This is a genomic window from Pseudomonas sp. NFPP04, from assembly GCF_900113815.1.
Classification (GTDB): domain Bacteria; phylum Pseudomonadota; class Gammaproteobacteria; order Pseudomonadales; family Pseudomonadaceae; genus Aquipseudomonas; species Aquipseudomonas extremorientalis.
Window position 1 is genome coordinate 84,221 of the sequence record NZ_FOQS01000007.1, and the last position, 21,038, is coordinate 105,258.

A 21,038-nucleotide genomic window follows, 5' to 3' on the forward strand; every position below is an offset into this window, starting at 1 on the left:
GGATCGAGAGCACGATATGTTTCCTGAGAGTTTTACGTTTTCCATCGCCGACTGGGTCAACGGTTGGGTGGACTCACTGGTCACCAACTACGGCGATGTGTTCCGGCACATCTCCGACACCCTGCTGTGGGCCATCGTCAACCTGGAAGGCTTGCTGCGCGCAGCGCCCTGGTGGCTGATGCTGGCCATCGTCGGCGCCGTCGCCTGGCACGCGACCCGCAAGGTGGTGACCACGGCGGTGATCGTCGGCCTGCTGTTCCTGGTGGGCGCGGTTGGCCTGTGGGACAAGCTGATGCAGACCCTGGCCCTGATGATGGTCGCTACGGTGATCTCGGTGCTGATCGGCATTCCGCTGGGCATCCTGTCGGCGCGCAGCAATCGCTTGCGTTCGGTATTGATGCCGCTGCTGGACATCATGCAGACCATGCCGAGCTTCGTGTACCTGATCCCGGTGCTGATGCTGTTCGGCCTGGGCAAGGTCCCGGCGATTTTCGCCACGGTGATTTACGCCGCGCCACCGCTGATTCGCCTCACCGACCTGGGCATTCGCCAGGTCGACGGTGAAGTTATGGAAGCCATCAACGCCTTCGGTGCCAACCGCTGGCAGCAACTGTTCGGTGTGCAACTGCCGCTGGCATTGCCGAGCATCATGGCCGGTATCAACCAGACCACCATGATGGCGCTGTCGATGGTGGTGATCGCCTCGATGATCGGCGCCCGTGGCTTGGGTGAAGACGTGCTCGTCGGCATCCAGACCCTCAACGTCGGGCGTGGCCTTGAAGCCGGCCTGGCGATCGTGATTCTCGCAGTGGTCATCGACCGCATTACCCAGGCCTATGGTCGTCCACGGCATGAGGCGAGCAAATGACTACTGTCAGCAAAATCGAAGTCAAAAACGTCTTCAAGATCTTCGGCGCGCGTTCCAAGGATGCGCTGTCGTTGATCGGCCAGGGCAAGACCAAGGACCAGGTGCTGGCCGAGACCGGCTGCGTGGTCGGTGTGAACGACCTGTCCCTGAGCATCGGCACCGGTGAGATCTTTGTGATCATGGGGCTGTCGGGTTCCGGCAAGTCCACACTGGTGCGTCACTTCAACCGCCTGATCGACCCCACCAGCGGCGCGATCCTGGTGGACGGCGAAGACATCCTGCAACTGGACATGGAAGCCCTGCGCCAATTCCGTCGGCACAAGATCAGCATGGTGTTCCAGAGCTTCGGCCTGCTGCCCCACAAGAGCGTGCTCGACAACGTCGCCTATGGCCTGAAGGTGCGTGGCGAAACCAAGCAGGTCTGCGCCGAGCGCGCGTTGCAGTGGATCGAAACCGTGGGCCTCAAGGGCTACGAAAACAAATACCCGCACCAGCTCTCCGGCGGCATGCGCCAGCGTGTCGGCCTGGCCCGCGCCTTGGCGGCTGACACCGACATCATCCTGATGGACGAAGCCTTCAGCGCACTCGACCCGCTGATCCGCGCCGAGATGCAGGACCAGTTGCTGGAACTGCAAAAGACCCTGCACAAGACCATCGTGTTCATCACCCACGACCTCGACGAGGCCGTGCGTATCGGCAACCGCATTGCGATCCTCAAGGACGGCAAGCTGATCCAGGTCGGCACGCCTCGGGAGATCCTGCATTCGCCGGCGGATGAGTATGTGGATCGGTTTGTCCAGCGGCGGGCGGCGGTGGTCTGATCTGGATGTGTTGGTGAGGCTGATGGCCTCATCGGGGGCAAGCCCCCTCCCACAGGGGAATGCATTCCAAATGTGGGAGGGGGCTTGCCCCCGATAAGGCCGGTAAGGCTGCACAAGAATTGAAGAGAGTATGAACATGTCCCAGGCAACAAAAATCACCATCGCCGACACCCCGCTGCGCTGGCAGGACGTGGTCGCCGTCGCCCGCCACGGCGCCGTGCTCGAACTCTCGGGCCAGGCCTGGGCGCGCATCGACAATGCCCAGGCCATTGTGCAGCGCATCGTCACCAGCGGTGAGCGCGCCTATGGGGTGAACACCGGCCTGGGCGCGCTGTGCAATGTGTCGCTCAAGGGCGAGCAACTCAGCCAACTGTCGCGCAACACCTTGCTCAGCCACGCCTGTGGCGTCGGCCCGGTGCTGAGCGACGAGCAGACCCGCGCGATCATCTGCGCCGCCATCATCAACTACAGCCACGGCAAATCCGGCCTGCATCCGCAGGTGGTGCATTCGCTGCTGGCGCTGCTCAACCACGGCATCACGCCGCAAGTGCCATCCCAGGGCTCGGTGGGTTACCTGACCCATATGGCCCATGTTGGTGTGGCTTTGCTGGGCGTGGGTAACGTGAGTTACCAAGGTCGGGTCGTTCCGGCTCAAGAGGCATTGAGCGCGGAAGGTCTGCAGCCGGTGGTGCTCGGCGCCAAGGACGGCCTGTGCCTGGTCAACGGCACGCCGTGCATGACCGGCCTGAGCTGCCTGGCCCTGGCTGACGCCCATCACTTGCTGCAATGGGCTGACGTGATCGGCGCCATGAGTTTCGAAGCCCAGCGTGGGCAGATCGATGCCTTCGATGAAGAAATCATCGCGCTCAAGCCGCACCCGGGCATGCAGCACGTGGGGACCCATCTGCGCGCCTTGCTCGATGGCAGTGAAGTGATCGCCAGCAGCAAAGGCATCCGTACCCAGGACGCCCTGAGCATTCGTTCGATCCCGCAGATCCACGGCGCGGCCCGCGACCAGGTAGAGCACGCCACCCGTCAGATCGAGACCGAACTCAACAGCGCCACCGATAACCCGCTGGTGCTCGGCACGCCGGAACACTACCGCGTGGTGTCCCAGGCCAACCCGCACGGCCAGTCCGTGGCGCTGGCGGCGGACATGCTGGCGATCGCCATGGCCGAAATCGGTTCGGTGGCCGAACGTCGCCTGGACCGCCTGATCAATCCGCACGTCAGCGGCTTGCCGGCGTTCCTGGTCAGCAACCCCGGGGTCAACTCCGGGATGATGATCGTGCAGTACGTCGCCGCCTCCCTGTGCGGGCAAAACCGCCAACTGGCGCAACCGGCGGTGCTCGACAACTTCGTCACCTCGGGCCTGCAGGAAGACCACCTGAGCATGGGCACCAATGCCGCGCTCAAGCTGCACCAGGTGCTGGCCAACGTGACCCAGATTCTCGCCATCGAGTACTTGTTGGCGGCCCAGGCGTTCGAGTTTCTCAAGGAACAACGTTTCGGCGCCGGCACCGACCGTGCCTGGCGGTTGTTGCGTGAAGTCGTCCCGGCCTATGAACAGGACCGCTGGCTGGCGCCGGACATTGCCGCCGCCGCTCAGTTGCTGAAAAACACCGATTTACCGAATGTGCACTTTTAAAAGAACAATTCAGAAGGAGTATGAATGTGACTGCGCTAAACCTGATTCCAGGCCAACTGAGCCTTGCCCAGCTGCGAGCCATCTACCAGCAGCCGGTAACCCTCAGTCTGGATGACAGCGCTACGGCGCAGATCGACGCCAGTGTGGCCTGCGTGGAGCAGATTCTCGCCGAGAACCGCACCGCCTACGGCATCAACACCGGTTTCGGCCTGCTGGCCTCGACCCGCATCGCCAGCGAAGACCTGGAAAACCTCCAGCGTTCCCTGGTGCTGTCCCACGCCGCCGGCGTCGGTGAGCCGATCAGCGATGCGCTGGTGCGGCTGGTCATGGTGCTCAAGGTCAACAGTCTGAGCCGTGGATTCTCCGGCATCCGCCGCCAGGTGATCGACGCGCTGATCGCGCTGATCAACGCGGAGGTATACCCGCATATTCCGCTGAAAGGTTCGGTGGGTGCCTCCGGCGACCTGGCGCCGTTGGCGCACATGTCCCTGGTGCTGCTGGGCGAAGGCAAGGCACGCTACAAAGGCGAGTGGCTGGAAGCGATCGACGCGCTGAAAGTCGCCGGCCTCACGCCGCTGACCCTTGCCGCCAAAGAAGGCCTGGCGTTGCTCAACGGCACGCAGGTGTCGACGGCTTATGCACTGCGTGGCCTGTTCGAAGGTGAGGACCTGTTCGCCGGCGCCCTGGCCTGCGGCGGCCTCACCGTGGAAGCGGTGCTGGGTTCGCGTTCGCCGTTCGACGCGCGTATCCACGCGGCTCGCGGCCAGCGCGGCCAGATCGACGCGGCAGCGGCCTACCGCGACTTGCTCGGCGAAAGCAGCCAGGTGTCCCAGTCGCACCAGAACTGCGACAAGGTGCAAGACCCGTACTCGCTGCGCTGCCAGCCACAAGTCATGGGCGCCTGCCTGACCCAGTTCCGCCAGGCCGCTGAAGTGCTGGTGGTCGAGGCCAATGCCGTGTCGGACAACCCACTGGTGTTTGCCGCTGAAGGCGACGTGATTTCCGGTGGCAACTTCCACGCCGAACCGGTGGCCATGGCCGCCGACAACATGGCGCTGGCCATCGCCGAAATCGGCTCCCTGAGTGAGCGCCGTATCTCGTTGATGATGGACAAGCACATGTCGCAACTGCCGCCGTTCCTGGTGGGCAATGGCGGTGTGAACTCCGGTTTCATGATCGCCCAGGTGACCGCTGCCGCGCTCGCCAGCGAGAACAAGGCGTTGTCTCATCCCCATAGCGTCGATAGCCTGCCGACCTCCGCCAACCAGGAAGACCACGTGTCGATGGCCCCGGCTGCGGGCAAACGTCTGTGGGAAATGGCTGAGAACACCCGTGGCATTCTCGCGGTTGAGTGGCTGGCCGCGTGCCAGGGCCTGGACCTGCGCGAAGGCCTGAAAACTTCGCCGAAGCTGGAAAAGGCGCGTGGCATCCTGCGCGCCAAAGTGGGCTTCTATGACAAGGACCGCTTCTTCGCCCCGGACATCAATGCCGCCAGCGAACTGCTCGCCACTCGCTGCCTCAACGAGCTGCTGCCAGCTCGGTTGCTGCCGAGCCTGTAACTGCGCACGCGATCCAATGTGGGAGCTGTCGAGCCCCAGCGAGGCTGCGAAGACGGCAGCACTGGCGATGGAGATGTTGAGCCTGAACCACCGCTTTCGCAGGCAAGCCACCCACAGGGATTAGTTTCACCGACCACAGACGGAGGCGTTGATGAAAACGCTATGGCAACACTGCCACATTGCAACCATGGCCCAGGGCAAATACTCGATCATCGAGGATGCCGCCCTGGTCACCGCCGGTTCGCTCATCGAGTGGGTCGGCCCGCGCAGTCAAGTCCCTGCGGCGGATTACGCCCAGGTGCATGACCTGCGTGGCGCATGGGTCACCCCCGGGCTGATCGACTGCCACACCCACACGGTGTTCGGCGGTAACCGCAGCGGCGAATTCGAGCAGCGTCTCGAAGGCGTGAGCTACGCCGAGATCGCGGCCAAGGGCGGCGGTATTGCCAGTACGGTGCGCGCCACTCGCGCCGCAACCGAAGATGAGCTGTTTGCCAGTGCTGAAAAACGCCTGCGCAGTCTGCTACGGGACGGTGTCACCACCGTGGAGATCAAGTCCGGCTACGGCCTGGACCTGGCCAACGAACGCAAGATGCTGCGTGTGGCCCGTCGCCTCGGTGAAGCCCTGCCGGTCAGCGTGCGCGCCACATGCCTGGCGGCCCACGCGTTGCCGCCGGAGTACAAGGACCGCGCCGACGATTACATCGAGCACATCTGCGCCGAGATGCTGCCGGCCCTGGCCGCGGAAGGGCTGGTGGACGCGGTGGATGCGTTCTGTGAATACCTGGCGTTTTCCACCGAGCAGGTGGAGCGGGTGTTCAAGGTCGCCCAGCAACTGGGCTTGCCGGTGAAGCTGCACGCCGAGCAGCTTTCGTCGCTGCACGGCTCCAGCCTGGCCGCGCGTTACCAGGCGCTGTCGGCGGATCACCTGGAGTTCATGACCGAAGCAGACGCCATCGCCATGGCCGCCTCCGGCACCGTCGCGGTGTTGCTGCCGGGCGCGTTCTACTTCCTGCGCGAAACCCAGTTGCCGCCGATGGACGCCCTGCGCAAACACGGCGTGAAGATCGCCATCGCCAGCGACCTCAACCCCGGCACCTCGCCAGCGCTGTCGGTGCGCCTGATGCTGAACATGGCCTGCACCCTGTTCCGCATGACCCCGGAAGAAGCCCTGGCCGGTGCCACGCAACATGCGGCTACCGCATTAGGCATGGGCGACACCCACGGCTCCCTGGAAGTGGGCAAGGTCGCGGATTTTGTCGCCTGGCAAATCGATCGCCCCGCCGACCTCGCCTACTGGCTGGGTGGCGAGCTGGATAAACGCGTCGTGCGCCATGGCGTCGACGTCACTGTGTGAGGAGTACTGCTTGTGGATAAGGTTCTGAACTTCAAACAAGGCCGCGTTCCGCTACTGATCAGCATGCCCCATGCCGGTCTGCGCCTGACGCCTGCGGTCGAAGCGGGGTTGATCCCCGAGGCGCAAAGCCTGCCGGATACCGATTGGCACATTCCTGCGCTGTATGACTTCGCCGAAGAGCTGGGCGCCAGCACCCTGGCCGCCGAATACTCGCGGTTTGTCATCGACCTGAACCGGCCATCCGACGACAAGCCGCTGTACGCCGGCGCGACCACCGGGCTGTACCCGGCAACGCTGTTCGACGGCGTGCCGTTGTTCCGCGAAGGGCTGGAGCCGTCCCCGGAGGAACGCGTCAGCTACCTCCAGAAAATCTGGGGGCCGTACCACCGTGCCCTGCAAGAAGAACTGGCGCGCCTCAAGGCCGAGTTCGGCTATGCCTTGCTGTTCGATGCGCACTCGATCCGCTCGGTGATCCCGCACCTGTTCGACGGCAAGCTGCCGGACTTCAACCTTGGCACTTTCAATGGCGCCGCGTGTGATCCCGAATTGGCCTGCCAATTGGAAGCCATTTGCGCCGCGCACCCGCAGTACTCCCATGTACTGAACGGGCGCTTCAAGGGCGGCCACATCACCCGGCATTACGGCGATCCGGCTCAGGATGTCCACGCGGTGCAGTTGGAGTTGTGCCAGAGCACTTATATGGAAGAGGTTGAACCGTTTCGGTATCGCCCTGATTTGGCCGAACCGACGCGGGTGGTGTTGAAGCAATTGCTGGAGGGGGTATTGGCCTGGGGGCAAGCGCGCTATCGGTGAATTGGGGGGCTCCTGAAATAGCTATCGGGGGCAAGCCCCCTCCCACCTTTTGATTGGTGAACCCAGTCAAATGTGGGAAGGGGCTTGCCCCCGATGGCGGTCTCACCGTCGCCCCAGTGCAACTGCCGGTCGCCACAGTTCGTGTTGAATGCATGCTCACTGCGTAAGGTTGTTTAATAAAAACAGCCGAGTGAGTGCTCACCCATGAAAAAACTGTTGTTGCCCCTCACCTGTGTCGCACTGCTCAGTGCACACGCCATGGCCGCCGAACCGATCTCCTGCAAAAGCATCCGCATGGGCGTGGTCAGTTGGACCGACGTGATCGCCACCTCGGGCATGGCCGACGTGCTGCTCAATGGCCTGGGCTACGACAGCAAGCAGACCAGCGCGGTGCAGCAGATCATCTTCGCCGGCATCCGTGACAAGCGTCTGGACATCTTCCTCGGCTACTGGAAACCCGCGATGGACAACAACATTGCGCCGTTCCTGGCGGCCAGGCAGGTCAAGGTCTTCGACACCCCGAGCCTCGCCGACGCCCAGGCCACCCTGGCCGTGCCGCAGTACGTAGCCGACGCAGGCTTGAAGACCTTTGCCGACATCGCCCGCTTCAAGGACAAACTGGGCGGCAAGATCTATGGCATCGAGCCGGGCAGCGGCGCGAATACCGATATCCAGAAAATGATCGACACCAATCGTTTCGGCCTGGGCGGCTTCAAGCTGGTGGCCTCGGGTGAGGCGGGCATGCTGGCCGCCGTGCAGCGCGCGGTGAATCGCAAGGAGTTCGTGGTGTTCGTCGGTTGGACCCCGCACCCGATGAACATCAACATGAAAATGGCCTACCTCACCGGCAGCGAAGACGTGTTCGGCCCCGACGAAGGCCGTGCCACCGTGTCCACCGTCACCGCGCCGGACTTTGCCGAGCGTTGCCCCAACGCCAACCGCCTGTTGGAGAACCTTACCTTCACCGCCGCCCAGGAAAGCCAACTGATGGTGCCGATCATGGAACGCCAGTCGCCGCAGGACGTGGCCAGACAATGGCTGCGCGACCATCCCGAGGATTTGCAGCGCTGGCTGGCCGGGGTAAAGGCGTTTGATGGCGGCGATGGTGTGGCGGCGGTGCAGGCGAGCCTTAAATGAATCCATACCCGATTTCGCCTGAACTGGCAGCGTTCGTAGCGAGGACCGAGTCTTTCACCAGCGACGACACGTCGCTGGCTGGGTTGCGCAACGGCTATGACCGCATGTGCCTGGCGTTTACCCCGCCGGTGCCCGAGGGGCTGACGATTGCGGATTTTTCCCTGGCTGGCGTGAGTGTGCGCAGCTATTTGCCCACTGCCCCCACGCCCCTGGATGGCTGGCCGTGCCTCCTTTATATGCACGGTGGTGGTTGGGTGGTCGGTGGGCTGGATTCCCACGATTTCATCTGTTTCGAACTGGCCAGTACCTTGCAGGTGCTGGTGATCGCCATCGATTACCGGCTGGCGCCGGAGCATCCGTTCCCCGCTGCCTATCAGGATTGCCGCGTCGTGTGGCAGGCGATCCAGGCGGGGCAGGGGCCGCATGCCATCAACCGGCAACGTCTGGTGGTGATCGGCGACAGCGCGGGCGGCAACCTGGCCGCGGCGTTGTGCCTGGGGTTGCGCGACGACCGGCAGCCACTGCCGCTGGCCCAGGTGCTGATTTACCCGGGGCTGGGCGGCCCGCCTGACTTGCCGTCGAGACGCGACTGCGCGGATGCCCCCTTGCTCAGCAGCGCCGACACCGACTGTTATCTGGCGCTGTACCTGCAGGGCAGCGGCAAGCCCATAGCCTATGCCATGCCGCTGCTGGCCAATGACTTCAGCGGTTTGCCCAGGGCGCTCATCGCCGTGGCCCAGTTCGACCCGCTGCGCGATGACGGCATGCTTTACGCCGAGCGTCTGCAAGCAGCGGGTGTGAGCACCGTGCTGTATCCGGGCAAAGGCCTGGTGCACGGCTGCCTGAGGGCGCGGCGGCAAGTGCCGGAGGTGGATCGGCTCTACGATTTCCTGCTGGATTACCTGGGGAGCGAAGGGCTGACACAGGTCTAAGCGCTCTAGGACATGCTCATTGCACAATTCGGGTTTATAGTGCCAGACGGCAAAATAAAAGACGTCCCCCCAGGGATGAACCCGACCCCCTACGGAGCGCGCAATGCAGACTTGGTACCCGCAGATCAAACCCTACGCCCGGCACGATCTGGCAGTCGATGACACCCACACCCTGTACGTCGATGAAAGTGGCTCCCCCGAAGGCTTGCCCGTCGTATTCATCCATGGTGGCCCTGGTTCCGGTTGCGATGCCCAGAGCCGCTGCTATTTCGACCCGAACCTGTACCGCATCGTCACCTTCGACCAGCGTGGTTGCGGGCGCTCCACTCCCCGCGCCAGCCTGGAAAACAACACCACCTGGGACCTGGTCGCCGACCTTGAGCGCATCCGCGAGCACCTGGGCATCGACAAATGGGTGCTGTTCGGCGGTTCCTGGGGCTCGACCCTGTCCCTCGCCTACGCGCAAACCCACCCGGAACGCGTGCATGGCCTGATCGTGCGCGGCATTTTCCTGGCTCGGCCGCAGGACATCCATTGGTTCTACCAGGAGGGCGCGAGCCGCCTGTTCCCGGATTACTGGCAGGACTACCTTGCGCCGATCCCGGCGGAAGAGCGCCACGACATGATTGCGGCCTACCACAAGCGTCTTACCGGCAACGACCAGATCGCCCAGATGCACGCGGCCAAGGCCTGGTCCGGCTGGGAAGGGCGCATGCTGGGCCTGTGCCCAAGCCCGGCACATGTGGAGCGCTTTTCCGAACCGCAACGCGCGCTGTCCATTGCGCGAATCGAGTGCCACTACTTCACCAACAACTCGTTCCTTGAGCCCAACCAGTTGATCCGCGATATGCACAAGATCGCCCATCTGCCTGGCGTAATCATTCACGGGCGCTACGATATGATCTGCCCATTGGATAACGCCTGGGAGTTGCACCAGGCGTGGCCCAACAGTGAGCTGCAGGTGATCCGCGAAGCTGGCCATGCGGCGTCCGAACCCGGCATCACCGATGCCTTGGTGCGTGCGACCAGCCAAATGGCACGTCGCTTGCTCGATCTGCCGCCTGAAGAAGCATGAAGGGCCTGTTGCAACGGGTGAGAGGCGCCCGGGTGGAGGTCGCGGGCGAAATCGTCGGCGCCATCGACCAGGGTTTGCTGGTGCTGGTGGCCGTCGAGCCTGCGGATACGCCGCAGAGTGCCGATAAACTGCTACATAAGCTGCTGAACTACCGGGTGTTCAGCGATGACCAAGACAAGATGAACCTGTCGTTGAAGGATATCGACGGCGGTTTGTTGCTGGTGTCGCAGTTCACCCTGGCGGCGGATACCAAGAGCGGGCTGCGGCCGAGCTTCTCCACAGCGGCCCCGCCGGCCCTGGGAGCGGCGCTTTTTGATCACTTGCTGTTACAAGCGCAACAATTGCATTGCAGGGTGGCGTCGGGGCGTTTTGGCGCCGATATGCAGGTGCATTTGGTCAATGATGGCCCTGTGACCTTCCTCTTGCAGACGTGAATGTATTAAAAACGACTTTTAATGCCTAAAAACGCAGGGTTTCGCTACAAATACTTCGTTGTCCCTGATGCGTTGTCTCGCGGGCTACTAGATAATCGCGCGCTACGGGGATCAGCGTTGTTTGGTCCATTTTTGACTTAGGTAGAGACTTGTCCGACAACCAATGGGGAATCATTTTGCCCCCGGGGAGTCGGAACAATGCTCGCCAACCTGGCATATAGATAGCTGGCCGTTGGTTTTTTGATCTGTTTTCGGCGAGGGTTGCTCGTGATTGTTAGTCCCTGTAATGCACCAAAATTGTCTGCCAAACGGTTACGAAACGCACTGGTGACGGGCTCCGCCCTGTTTTGCCTGTTCGGCGCGGGTCAACTGTGGGCATTCAGTCTGGATGATGTGTCGGCCAAGGCAAAAGAGCTGGCCGGACAGAAATACGAAGCTCCGCGCAGCAATCTGCCGAATGAATTCCGCGAAATGAAATTCGCGGACTACCAGAAGATTCGTTTCCGCAACGAAAAAGCCGAGTGGGCTGATCAGAACACCCCGTTCAAGCTGTCCTTCTATCACCAGGGTATGCATTTCGATACACCGGTGAAAATCAACGAAGTCACCGCCGACAGCGTCCAGGAAATCAAGTACGACCCGACGCGCTTCGATTTCGGCGACGTGAAGTTTGATCCCAAGGCCACCGAACAGCTGGGTTATGCCGGCTTCCGTGTGCTGTACCCGATCAACAAGGCCGACAAGCAAGACGAAATCATGACCATGCTGGGCGCGAGCTACTTCCGCGTGGTCGGCAAGGGCCAGGCCTATGGCTTGTCCGCCCGTGGCATGGCGATCGACACGGCATTGCCGTCCGGCGAAGAGTTCCCGCGCTTCACCGAGTTCTGGATCGAACGTCCAAAACCGGGTGAAAAACAACTGGTGATCTTTGCCCTGTTGGACTCCCCACGGGCAACCGGTGCTTACCGTCTGATCCTGCGTCCGGGCACCGACACCATTGTCGATGTGAAATCCCAGATGTTCCTGCGCGACAAGGTCAGCAAGCTGGGCGTTGCCCCGTTGACCAGCATGTACCTGTTCGGTGCGAACCAGCCGTCCAAGGTGCTCAACTACCGTCGTGAGCTGCACGATTCCAGCGGCCTGTCGATCCATGCCGGCAACGGCGAGTGGATCTGGCGCCCACTGAACAACCCTAAACACCTGTCGGTCAGCAACTTCACCGTCGAGAACCCGAGAGGTTTCGGCCTGCTGCAACGCGGTCGCGACTTCAGCCACTACGAAGACCTGGACGACAACTACGACAAGCGCCCAAGCGCCTGGATCGAGCCTGAAGGCGACTGGGGCAAAGGCACTGTCAACCTGGTAGAGATCCCGACGGCCGATGAAACCAACGACAACATCGTTGCGTTCTGGAGCCCGGAAAAACTGCCGGAAGTGGGCCAGCCGCTGGACGTTTCGTACCGCCTGCACTGGACCATGGACGAAAAAGCCCTGCACCCGGCCGACAGCGCCTGGGTCAAGCAGACCCTGCGTTCCACCGGTGACGTGAAGCAATCGAACCTGATCCGCCAGCCGGATGGCAGCGTGGCCTACCTGGTGGACTTCGAGGGCCCGTCCCTCAAGGCCCTGCCGCCGGATGCCGCAGTGCGCAGCCAGGTGAGCGTCAGCGACAACGCCGAACTGGTTGAAAACAGCGTGCGCTACAACGAGCACACCAAAGGCTGGCGCCTGACCCTGCGCATGAAGATCAAGGACGCAGGCAAGCCGACCGAAATGCGCGCAGCGCTGGTGCAGGACGTTCCGCCTCCGGCCCCTGAGCAGGACACGAGCCACGTGCTCAAGGCCGACAAGGTCCTGGCCAAGCAACACGAGAAGCAGGCCAGGAAAGACGCCAAAGACAAGGAAGCCAAGCAGCCAGAAGCTGCCCCAGCCACGCCGGAGCCGATCAAGACCGAACAAGTCCTGACCGAAACCTGGAGCTATCAGTTGCCTGCCGATGAGTAATTCTCAAATCCAGCCAGAGACCCTCTCCGAGTATCTGGCGCATCTGCCCATGACCGCTGAGCAGCGCGCCGAACTGGCGGGCTGCACCTCCTTCAGCGAGTTGCACGAGCGCTTGTCGTCGAAGACCTTCGACGCGCCCATCGACGCCGCCCAGGCGTCGGTGGGCACGCGGTTGACCCTCAGCACCGCCGAAGAGCTGCAGGACGCCGAAATGCTGGCCCTCGATGCCGAAGGCCGCGTGTGCCTCAAGGCCACCCCGCCGATCCGTCGCACTCGCGTGGTCCCGGAGCCGTGGCGTACCAATATCCTGGTGCGTGGCTGGCGCCGTATCACCGGGCGCAGCAACCCGCCGGCCCCGCCGAAGGACGAGCGCGTATTGCCGGCTGCCCGCTGGCGTACCGTCGGTTCGATCCGCCGCTACATCCTGCTGGTGCTGATGATCGGCCAGACCCTCGTGGCCGGCTGGTACATGAAAGGCATCATGCCTTACCAGGGCTGGTCGCTGGTCGACTTCGACGAGATCCGCAACCAGACCCTGCTGCAAACCGCGACCCAGGTACTGCCGTACGCCCTGCAAACCAGCATCCTGATCATGTTCGGCATCTTGTTCTGCTGGGTGTCGGCCGGTTTCTGGACTGCGTTGATGGGCTTCCTGGAATTGCTCACCGGTCATGATAAATACCGCATCTCCGGTAAAAGTGCCGGCGACGAGCCGATCCCGAAAGACGCCCGCACCGCGCTGGTGATGCCGATCTGCAACGAAGACGTGCCCCGGGTGTTTGCAGGCCTGCGCGCCACGTTTGAGTCAGTCGCCGCCACCGGTGACCTGGATCGCTTCGACTTCTTCGTGCTCAGCGACAGTAACGAGGCCGACATCTGCATCGCCGAACAGCAAGCCTGGCTTGACGTGTGCCGCGAAGCCGGTGGTTTCGGCAAGATCTTCTATCGCCGTCGTCGCCGTCGCGTCAAACGTAAAAGCGGCAACCTCGACGACTTCTGCCGTCGCTGGGGCGGTGACTACAAATACATGGTCGTGCTCGACGCCGACAGCGTGATGAGCGGCGAATGCCTGACCAGCCTGGTGCGCCTGATGGAAGCCACGCCGGATGCCGGGATTATCCAGACCGCGCCGCGTGCGTCGGGCATGGACACCCTGTATGCGCGCATGCAGCAGTTCGCCACCCGTGTGTACGGCCCGCTGTTCACCGCCGGCCTGCACTTCTGGCAGTTGGGTGAATCCCACTACTGGGGTCACAACGCGATCATCCGCATGAAGCCGTTCATCGAGCACTGCGCCCTGGCGCCATTGCCGGGCAAGGGCGCGTTCGCCGGTTCCATCCTGTCCCACGACTTCGTAGAAGCTGCGCTGATGCGCCGTGCCGGCTGGGGCGTGTGGATTGCCTACGACCTGCCGGGCAGCTATGAAGAACTGCCGCCGAACCTGCTGGATGAACTCAAGCGTGACCGTCGCTGGTGCCACGGTAACCTGATGAACTTCCGCCTGTTCCTCGTCAAAGGCATGCACCCGGTGCACCGTGCCGTGTTCCTGACCGGTGTGATGTCCTACCTGTCGGCGCCGTTGTGGTTCCTGTTCCTGGTGCTGTCCACGGCCCTGCTGGCGGTGAACACATTGATGGAGCCGCAGTACTTCATGGCACCCCGTCAGTTGTACCCGCTGTGGCCTCAATGGCATCCGGACAAGGCGGTAGCGCTGTTCTCCACCACCATCGTGCTGCTGTTCCTGCCCAAACTGCTGAGCATCATCCTGATCTGGGCCAAGGGCGCGAAAGAGTTCGGTGGCAAGTTCAAGGTGACCTTGTCGATGCTGCTGGAGATGCTGTTCTCCATGCTGCTGGCGCCGGTGCGGATGATCTTCCACACCCGCTTCGTGCTCGCCGCATTCCTCGGCTGGGCGGCAACCTGGAACTCGCCGCAACGTGACGACGACTCCACCCCGTGGAGCGAGGCGGTCAAGCGCCACGGTCCGCAAACCGTGCTGGGCTTCCTGTGGGCGCTGCTGGTGGTATGGTTGAACCCGAGCTTCCTGTGGTGGCTGGTGCCGATCGTCGGTTCGCTGATGCTGTCGATCCCGGTGTCGGTGATTTCCAGCCGTGTCGGGCTGGGCCTCAAGTCTCGCGACGAGAGCCTGTTCCTGATCCCTGAGGAATACAACCCGCCGCAAGCCTTGCTGTCCACCGACAAGTACACCCACGAAAACCGCTGGCACGCGCTGAATGACGGCTTTGTGCGCTCGGTGGTCGATCCGCAGCAGAACGCTTTGGCTTGCGCCCTGGCAACCTCGCGTCACGCCCAGGCCGAGCCGATCGAGTACCTGCGTACCGAGCGTGTGCGCCACGCGTTGAAAGTCGGCCCTGCCGGCCTCAACAACGGCGAGCGCCTGGCGTTGCTCAGCGACCCGGTCGCCTTGGCTCGCCTGCACGATCAGGTCTGGAGCGAAGGTCACGCCGAGTGGCTCGCCGCCTGGCGGAACTCGATCAAGGCAGATCCGCATGCACCGTTGCTGCCGCTGAAACCGCTGTCGTCCCAGGCCCAACCGGCCTGATTCGGATACCCCCGAGGGCTCACCTCGGGGGTGCTTCAAGCGCTGATCCTACAGCGTTTCCCGGTTCTTCCTTCTTTGTGTTAACCCCTTGTTTTTTCGAAACAAAAGACCCTCGTTCGAGGCGTATTGCCGTGCGCGTGGCTGCGTTAGCATCGCCCCCGAATTTGACTTGGTACGGGGGGATTCATGATCAAACGGTATGGTTCGGCGCTGCTGATCGGCGCTGTCGCTTTCATTCACATGGGCCTGGCCCAGGCCGGTGCAATCGATGACGCCGTTCGGCGCGGCGTGCTGAAAGTCGGCACCACACCCACTTACGTGCCCTTCGAAATGACCGATAAACAGGGGCGCATCGTCGGTTTTGAAATCGACCTGCTCAAGGTCATGAGCCAGTCCCTCGGGGTCGAGCTTGAGCTGGTCGCGGTGCCCTACACCGAACTGGTTACGGGGCTCTTGGCGAAGAAATTCGACCTGATCGGCAGCGGCATGACCGTCACCCAGGAACGTAACCTCAAGTTGAATTTCAGCGATTCGTTCATCGTCGTTGGCCAGTCGGTGTTGTTGCACCCAAGCCTTGCGGGCAAGGTCAACGGTGTCGAAGACCTTGACGACGCCAGCTACCGAATTGCTGCCACCGAAGGCACCACGGGCGAGGCGGCGGCCCGACGGTTTCTGGGGGCGGCTCGGATCAGCAGTTTTGCCACGCCCGAGGAAGGGGTGCGCCAGGTGGTGCAGGGCAAGGCTGACGCCTTTATTCATGACGCCCCCTACAACCTGATCGCCCTGAGCCGCCCGGAAAACCGCACGCTGTTGGCGCTGGAACAACCCTTCACCTTCGAACCCCTGGCGTTCGGCTTGAAAAAGGGTGATTTCGACAGCCTCAACTGGATCAACCATTTCCTCAATCAGGTAGCGCAGGACGGGACCTATGATCGCTTGCACGACAAGTGGTTTAAAGACACCGACTGGCTGGTGGAAATCGACTGAAAGTCATAACTGCTTACATATCAATCCGTTGCCCGGGCGGTCTGCGCGAGTGTCTACCCCTGCGCTTTGCTGCAGTGTTGTGGGGCTTTTCCGACATACGCCGACAACAAATAGCCGTGAAACCTTTGTGACGGCAGACGAGTGGGTTAGGATCGCACCCCGAAATGGTGCAGCCCTTTTGCGCGCCGACCTTATAAGAATGGTTCAGGGGACTTGATGATGAAAAAGTATCTTTCGATGCTGCTGCTCGGCGTCACCGCGCTGGTCGCGGCCAATGCGGCCCAGGCCGGCGCGATCGACGATGCCGTCAAGCGCGGTACGCTGAAGGTCGGCATGGACCCGACCTACATGCCGTTCGAAATGACAGACAAACGCGGCGAAATCATCGGTTTCGAAGTCGACATCCTCAAGGCCATGGCCAAGTCCATGGGCGTCAAGCTGGAGCTGGTCTCCACCGGCTACGACGGCATCATCCCGGCCTTCCTGACCGGCAAGTTCGACATGATCGGCAGCGGCATGACCCTGACCCAGGAACGCAACCTGCGCCTGAACTTCAGCGAACCCTTCATCGTGGTCGGCCAGACCCTGCTGATCCGCAAGGAGCTGGAAGGCACCGTCAAGTCCTACAAAGACCTGAACGACGAGAAATACCGCCTCACCTCCAAGCTGGGCACCACCGGCGAAATGGTCGCCAAGAAGCTGATCTCCAAGGCCAAGTACCACGGCTACGACAACGAGCAGGAAGGCGTGCTGGACGTGGTCAACGGCAAGGCCGATGCCTTTGTGTATGACGCGCCGTACAACGTGGTCGCCGAGAAGAAAGTCGGTAACGGCAAGCTGGTGTTCCTGGAAGAACCCTTCACCTTCGAACCGCTGGCGTTTGGTTTGAAGAAGGGCGACTACGACAGCATCAACTTCATCAACAACTTCCTGCACCAGATCCGTAACGACGGCACCTACGATCGCATCCATGACAAGTGGTTCAAGAGCTCCGAGTGGCTCAAGGACATGGAATAACGCTTCAGACCGAGTTGCCTGTATCGCAGGCAAGCCAGCTCCCACATTTGACGGTGTTCACACATCAACATGTGGGAGGGGGCTTGCCCGCGATGGCGGCCTCACAGGCAACACAAATCGCGGAAAGTGAAATGAAACAGAAAAAAGCCCAATGGCCCTGGCACCTGCTGACCGTGGTCGTGCTGGTCGGCCTGGCCGGCGCCTTGTACTACGCCACTTCGCTGATGTCCTACGAGTGGCGTTGGAACCGTGTACCGCAATACTTCGCCTACCAGGCCGAAACGTCCCAGCGCGCCGCTGACATCTCCACCGTGGTCGAGCTGGTACGCAAAGGCGATGTGGCCGAGGTGACCCTGCGCAACGACGCGGGCGCCGAGCAAAAGCTGACCGTGGCCGACAACAGCCTGCAGGTGGCCCGTGGCGACGATGTGGCTGAAGGCGATGTGGTCGGCGTGACCCGGCAGTGGGCGTTGGGCCCGTTGATGTGGGGCTTGTGGACCACGCTGTGGTTGTCGGTGGTGTCCGGCATCCTCGGTTTGGCGATCGGTCTGGCCACCGGTTTGTGTCGCTTGTCCAGCAACCCGACCCTGCGGGATCTGTCGACGATCTACGTCGAACTGGTACGCGGTACGCCGCTGTTGGTGCAGATCTTCATTTTCTATTTCTTTATCGGCACGGTGCTCAACCTGTCCCGGGAGTTTGCCGGCATCGCGGCGCTGTCGTTGTTTACCGGTGCCTACGTGGCGGAAATCGTCCGCGCCGGCGTGCAGTCCATCACCCGTGGCCAGAACGAAGCTGCCCGTTCCCTGGGCCTGAGTGCCAGCCAGTCGATGCGCCACGTGGTGTTGCCGCAGGCGTTCAAGCGTGTGCTGCCGCCGTTGGCCGGGCAATTTATCAGCCTGGTGAAGGACACGTCCCTGGTGTCGGTGATCGCGATTACCGAGCTGCTCAAGAGCGGTCGTGAAGTCATCACCACCTCGTTCTCACCGTTTGAAATCCTGTTCTGTGTTGCAGGCCTGTACCTGCTGATCAACCTGCCGCTGTCGAAAATGGCCAGCCGGCTTGAGCGGAGGCTCGCACAAAGTGATTGAAGTCCGCGATCTGGTAAAAGTCTTCGACACCCGTGGCCACGTGGTCCGCGCGGTGGACCACGTCACCACGCATGTGGCCAAGGGCGAAGTGCTGGTGGTGATCGGCCCCTCCGGCTCCGGCAAGTCCACCTTCCTGCGCTGCCTTAACGGCCTGGAAGAGTTCGATTCCGGCTCAGTGAGCATCGACGGCTTGCAATTGGCTGATCCGAAGACCGATGTGAACGCCTATCGCCGTGAAGTCGGCATGGTGTTCCAGCACTTCAACCTGTTCCCCCACATGACCGTGCTGGAGAACCTGTGCCTGGCGCAAAAAGTCGTGCGCAAGCGCGGCAAGCAGGAGCGCGAGGCCAAGGCCCTGGCGCTGCTGGAAAAGGTCGGCATTGCACAGAAGGCCAATGAGTTTCCGTCACGCCTGTCCGGCGGCCAGCAGCAACGGGTTGCGATTGCCCGGGCCCTGGCGATGGAGCCCAAGGTGATGCTGTTCGACGAACCCACTTCGGCGCTGGATCCGGAAATGGTCGGCGAAGTATTGGACGTGATGAAGACCCTGGCCCTGGAAGGCATGACCATGGTCTGCGTCACCCACGAAATGGGCTTTGCCCGTGAGGTGGCCGATCGCGTGCTGTTCTTCGACCATGGCAAGTTGCTCGAAGATGCCGCCCCGGCCGAGTTCTTCGATGCACCCAAAGACCCACGGGCCCAGGCGTTCCTGCGCCAGGTTCTGTAAGACTCAGAGCCTGAATTTGCCGACCAGCGTCTGCAAGTCCAGGCTCAGTTTGGTCAGTTGGACACTCGCCGCCGCCGTTTCCTCGCTGGCGGCGGCGGTCTGTTCCGACACATCCCGCACCTTCAACACACTGCGATTGATCTCTTCGGCCACTGCACTTTGCTGTTCGGCCGCAGCGGCAATCTGCGGGTTCATTTCCTGGATCACCGAGACCGTGCGCGCAATCGCCGCCAAGGCGTCACCTGCGTCGCGGGTCAGCCCGACACTGTAGTCGGTCAGGCTGCGGCTGCTGTCCATGATGTCGGCGACTTGCTGGGTGCCGGTCTGCAACCCCTGGATCAGTCCTTCGATTTCTTCGGCCGATTCCTGGGTGCGCTGTGCAAGGCTGCGTACTTCATCGGCCACCACCGCAAAGCCTTCGCCGGCCGTGCCCGCGCGTGCGGCTTCGATGGCGGCGTTCAGCGCCAGCAGGTTGGTCTGCTGGGACACCGATTTGATCACGTCCAGCACACTGCCGATCTTCCGGCTTTCTTGCTGTAACGCCAGCATCGCCCGGCCCGCGAGGGCCATCTCATCTGCCAGTTGGCTTATCTGCTCAACGGCCTGGGTCACCACTTTCTCCCCGGCGCTGGCTTGCAGATCGGCTTCGTTCGCCGCGATCGACGCTTGCTCGGCGTGCCGGGCAACTTCCTGTGTGGTGGCGAGCATTTCGTTCATGGCGGTTGCCACTTGATCGGTTTCGTCTTTTTGGTGGTTGATGCCGGTGTGACTGTGTTCGGTAACGGCCGACAGCTGTGTGGCGGCGCTGGCGACCTGACGGGCGCTGTCGCCGATGCCGCTGATCAGGCTGCGCAGGTTGCGGTTCATGTCGCTGATAGTTCGCAGCAATTGCCCCAACTCATCGCGGCGTTCCACTTGGATCTCATGGCTGAGATCGCCCTGGGAGATGCGGTTGGCAGACACCAGCACCTGGCGTAGCGGCACGGCGATCTGGCGGGCGATCCACCAGGCTGCAAGGGCACCGAGCAGCAGGGCAGCCACCGTGACGCTGATGAGCAGTGTCCGGGTGTCGTCGGCTTCCTTGCCGCGCTTGAGAATCTGGCCATTGCTCACCGCTTCGCTTTGTTCAAGCAACTGGTTGAGCTGCGTTTCAAACCGCCCTTGCGCAGTTTCGGTGGTGAGCTGAGCGTCCTTGAGCTTGATCAACTGCGCGCGATAGTTCGCCAGGTCGGTTTTAAGCAAGGTGGAATCGATCGGCAGGTCTGTCACGGCCGCTTGGGCAATGTCCAGGGCATCGAGGGCCTGGCCGACGGCTTCGGCGTAGGCTTGCAGCGACTCCTCCGCCCAGGCGGGGCTTCGGGCGCGGTCCTCGGCTTGCTCCATAGCCTGGCGCAGGTTCTCGATGGCATCCAGTGCCTGCTGGTCCTGCTGGTCAGGCAGTTCGCTGGCCAGTTGTGCGAGCGTGTCGCTGGCCTGGAGTGCTGTCGCGTGGAGGGGGGAGCGCAAGTTTTCGCGCGCCTGGATCAACGGCGGCAGCTCCACCAGCGCCGCCTTGAAGCTGGCCGAAAGGCGTTCCGCTTCCTGGACGCGCTGCAAGTCGGCTGGGTCTTTCAGATGGGTTGACAGGAAGCCGAGGTGCTCATCGATCTGAACGACCTGCCTCTTCATTTTGTCCAGGCTGGCCGTGTCCGCCAGGGTCCGGTACACGATACGGTCCGCACGCATGGCTTCAGCGACAACCGACAGTTGGCTCAAGGCAGTCAGGTTGCCTGAGCGGAACAACACCGCATTCAGGGCTTGCCAGCCGGCCACGGCGATGGCGAAGCTGAGCATGAGCACCTGGCCAAACCCCAGGGCGAGCTTGAGGCGGACGCTGGCATTGACCAGCCAACGGGTCAGTAGAGGAAGCATGGTGAACCTCCAAATCTGAAAAAGCGTTTCGCGACAAAAGAAACGCTAATTCGATTCGGAGTATTGCTGGGCTGATAACTGCGTAGGAAATTTC

17 protein-coding genes are annotated in these 21,038 nt (G+C 62.1%); 16 read left to right on the forward strand and 1 reads right to left on the reverse strand.

The features are described from left to right. Window positions 1-16 precede the first annotated feature (16 nt). The 16 genes from BM017_RS16535 (at window position 17) to BM017_RS16610 (ending at window position 19,033) form a co-directional block, all read left to right on the forward strand. Window positions 17-868, forward strand: a complete 852-nt coding sequence (locus BM017_RS16535; protein WP_012721776.1) for an ABC transporter permease — start codon at window positions 17-19, stop codon at window positions 866-868. Beyond that, window positions 865-1,689 (forward strand): quaternary amine ABC transporter ATP-binding protein, encoded by an 825-nt coding sequence (locus tag BM017_RS16540; protein WP_058423708.1) that lies wholly within the window; start codon window positions 865-867, stop codon window positions 1,687-1,689. The genes BM017_RS16535 and BM017_RS16540 overlap by 4 nt, the downstream gene beginning before the upstream one ends. A gap of 136 nt (window positions 1,690-1,825) precedes the next feature. After that, window positions 1,826-3,337: a histidine ammonia-lyase gene (gene hutH / locus BM017_RS16545; RefSeq protein WP_092246676.1), complete on the forward strand. Its 1,512-nt coding sequence runs from the start codon at window positions 1,826-1,828 to the stop codon at window positions 3,335-3,337. Between the two features lie 20 nt (window positions 3,338-3,357). Further along, window positions 3,358-4,896, forward strand: a complete 1,539-nt coding sequence (gene hutH, locus BM017_RS16550; RefSeq protein ID WP_092246319.1) for a histidine ammonia-lyase — start codon at window positions 3,358-3,360, stop codon at window positions 4,894-4,896. A 151-nt stretch (window positions 4,897-5,047) separates the two neighbouring features. Then, on the forward strand, window positions 5,048-6,253 hold the full coding sequence (gene hutI, locus BM017_RS16555) for an imidazolonepropionase (protein WP_092246322.1): 1,206 nt from the start codon (window positions 5,048-5,050) through the stop codon (window positions 6,251-6,253). Window positions 6,254-6,265: 12 nt separating this feature from the next. Further along, window positions 6,266-7,066, forward strand: coding sequence for an N-formylglutamate deformylase (gene hutG / locus BM017_RS16560; RefSeq protein WP_092246324.1), 801 nt, complete (start codon window positions 6,266-6,268; stop codon window positions 7,064-7,066). A 204-nt stretch (window positions 7,067-7,270) separates the two neighbouring features. Beyond that, entirely contained in the window at window positions 7,271-8,203 is a 933-nt protein-coding gene (locus tag BM017_RS16565; RefSeq protein ID WP_092246327.1) for a choline ABC transporter substrate-binding protein, read from the forward strand. Beyond that, window positions 8,200-9,135: an alpha/beta hydrolase gene (locus BM017_RS16570; RefSeq protein WP_092246330.1), complete on the forward strand. Its 936-nt coding sequence runs from the start codon at window positions 8,200-8,202 to the stop codon at window positions 9,133-9,135. Before BM017_RS16565 ends, BM017_RS16570 begins: the two co-directional genes overlap by 4 nt. Window positions 9,136-9,238: 103 nt before the next feature. Then, on the forward strand, window positions 9,239-10,210 hold the full coding sequence (gene pip, locus BM017_RS16575; protein ID WP_092246333.1) for a prolyl aminopeptidase: 972 nt from the start codon (window positions 9,239-9,241) through the stop codon (window positions 10,208-10,210). Next, a complete protein-coding gene (dtd, locus tag BM017_RS16580) occupies window positions 10,207-10,644 on the forward strand; it encodes a D-aminoacyl-tRNA deacylase (protein ID WP_092246336.1) in 438 nt (145 codons plus the stop codon). Before pip ends, dtd begins: the two co-directional genes overlap by 4 nt. A 267-nt stretch (window positions 10,645-10,911) precedes the next feature. Next, window positions 10,912-12,648, forward strand: coding sequence for a glucan biosynthesis protein G (locus BM017_RS16585; protein ID WP_071492534.1), 1,737 nt, complete (start codon window positions 10,912-10,914; stop codon window positions 12,646-12,648). After that, window positions 12,641-15,211, forward strand: coding sequence for a glucans biosynthesis glucosyltransferase MdoH (gene mdoH / locus BM017_RS16590; RefSeq protein WP_092246339.1), 2,571 nt, complete (start codon window positions 12,641-12,643; stop codon window positions 15,209-15,211). Before BM017_RS16585 ends, mdoH begins: the two co-directional genes overlap by 8 nt. Before the next feature lie 186 nt (window positions 15,212-15,397). Further along, window positions 15,398-16,198, forward strand: a complete 801-nt coding sequence (locus BM017_RS16595) for a transporter substrate-binding domain-containing protein (RefSeq protein WP_092246342.1) — start codon at window positions 15,398-15,400, stop codon at window positions 16,196-16,198. A 219-nt stretch (window positions 16,199-16,417) separates the two neighbouring features. Continuing rightward, window positions 16,418-17,215, forward strand: coding sequence for a transporter substrate-binding domain-containing protein (locus BM017_RS16600; protein WP_071492533.1), 798 nt, complete (start codon window positions 16,418-16,420; stop codon window positions 17,213-17,215). Between the two features lie 131 nt (window positions 17,216-17,346). Then, entirely contained in the window at window positions 17,347-18,306 is a 960-nt protein-coding gene (locus tag BM017_RS16605; RefSeq protein ID WP_071492396.1) for an amino acid ABC transporter permease, read from the forward strand. Beyond that, window positions 18,299-19,033 carry an amino acid ABC transporter ATP-binding protein gene (locus BM017_RS16610; RefSeq protein WP_071492395.1) on the forward strand — a complete coding sequence of 245 codons (735 nt, stop codon included), beginning with the start codon at window positions 18,299-18,301 and terminating at the stop codon, window positions 19,031-19,033. The genes BM017_RS16605 and BM017_RS16610 overlap by 8 nt, the downstream gene beginning before the upstream one ends. Window positions 19,034-19,036: 3 nt before the next feature. On the opposite strand, the gene BM017_RS16615 is transcribed toward BM017_RS16610, so the two are convergent. Continuing rightward, window positions 19,037-20,944, reverse strand: a complete 1,908-nt coding sequence (locus tag BM017_RS16615) for a methyl-accepting chemotaxis protein (RefSeq protein WP_092246345.1) — start codon at window positions 20,942-20,944, stop codon at window positions 19,037-19,039. Window positions 20,945-21,038 lie beyond the last annotated feature (94 nt).